At 41.9% G+C, this 1,565-nt stretch carries 3 protein-coding genes; all 3 read left to right on the top strand.

The annotated features are described in order from the left end of the window. The coding region (locus tag H5187_RS24865) for a polymorphic toxin type 15 domain-containing protein (RefSeq protein ID WP_259401771.1) at positions 1-585 on the top strand (585 nt) is incomplete at its 5' end. Next, entirely contained in the window at positions 582-980 is a 399-nt protein-coding gene (locus tag H5187_RS24860) for a polymorphic toxin type 15 domain-containing protein (RefSeq protein WP_259401770.1), read from the top strand. The genes H5187_RS24865 and H5187_RS24860, both read left to right, overlap by 4 nt. A gap of 7 nt (positions 981-987) precedes the next feature. Further along, a partial coding sequence (locus tag H5187_RS23485; protein ID WP_182798468.1) for a GAD-like domain-containing protein occupies positions 988-1,565 on the top strand: 578 nt, incomplete at its 3' end.

Here is a 1,565-nt window from a genome sequence, read left to right as displayed (position 1 = left end):
GTAGGCAAAGGCGACCCTGTTCAGTATTTACGTAAAATAAACTGGCAAGACTTAGGCAAACAAGCCGCCAGTGAAGTCAAAGCAATTATTAAAAGCTTTAGAGATACCTTGCAAGATATTTCAACAAGCTGGAAATACGACCTCCTACTGCCAGACTCGGCCATTGACGGCATGCAAGCTATGGTCAAACAACTTGATGAAGTCACCCCGCAAATAGACCAAGGCGTAAGAAACGCCGCAAATGAAATTGGCAATCGCGTAAACAAAGCCCTCGATGAGTTTGAGCCACCGGCAAGCACGGGTGTAGTGGGCAAACCGAAGAAAACCGTTGCCAATGAGCTTGAGCCGCCGAAAGGGAATGATTTAAAGGGGGTACAGAGTAAAAACACTCACCCACTTCGATTAAAAATGAAAGCTTACAAAGTGCCTTGTTTTAAACCAAGTGATGGCTTAAGGAAAAGAAATAAAGGCGACTTACGCGCTTTAGAGCATAATTACGCAAGGCAGCTTAAACATCAAGAAAATGGCTTGAATGATTTAACCATTGGTGAATACAGAGAAAACCGCGAGCGATACAAAAGATGAAGCGCAAAGGTACTGGAACTGCGCAAGATGATTTTAGAAAAGACTTCGAAAAAGATTTAAAGAGCTCCCTTAAAGACTCATACAGCAAAAAAGTATCATATGCTGAAGCCGAAAAACTAGCCTTGCAAAGGACAACAGAAATTATGGACAATTTACATGCATTACATGACCCTGACATGGGCGCAGGCGGGTATGATAGCGTATCGCGTATGGGCGATAAACGAGTTAATGGCTCTTTAGGTCCGCAGTGGGCTAAAGCACCCATAGGGAGTAAAAAAGGGGATAAAACACGCGTGCAATTAATGGATGAGCAAGTTGAAAACGCATTTAAAAAACATGGCCCAGATGCTAAGTTGAACATTCAACTTGAGCGCTGCCCGTTAAATAAAAAGTAGAGAGCCCATGATAGAAACGAATGATGACGCCTTAGATTATTTTCTAAGCAAATTTAGGCAACCAACAACAACTGTACCCGCGACTACCGCTGATATAGAAGCGTATCGAGGGAAACTGCCTGACCAGCTACTTGAATACTGGCAAATACTCGGTTTCAGCGGCTTTGCCGATGGTTTATTTTGGCTGACAAATCCAGCGGATTATCAAGACATTCTTGACCGATTTTTAGAAGACACCCCGTTTGAGCACGACGATATTTATTATGTTATAGCGCGTAATGCCTGGGGCAATTTAAAACTCTACGGTGAGAAAACCGGACATTCTGTGGAAATCAGCCCTTACCTTAATTGGATGCGGACTAAGCAAGGAAATGAACAAGATATTAAAGCAGGTAAAACTGAGCGGACAATAAAAAATTTTATAGCATTTCAAGAAGTTGAAGACCTTGATATAGAAAACAACCAAAAGAAACCACTTTTTCCTGCGGCATTAAAAAAACATGGCCCACTCAATGCTGATGAAGTGTACGGCTTTGCGCCATTTTTATTTATGGGTGGCGAGAAAAAAATCAAGAATATTGAAAA

Origin of the sequence: Pseudoalteromonas sp. SG44-1, assembly GCF_014164315.1 — a bacterium.
In the GTDB taxonomy this organism is placed as follows: Bacteria; Pseudomonadota; Gammaproteobacteria; order Enterobacterales; family Alteromonadaceae; genus Pseudoalteromonas; species Pseudoalteromonas rhizosphaerae.
The sequence above is the reverse complement of the archived record's forward strand: the minus strand, read 5'-3'. Positions and strand labels throughout refer to the sequence as shown.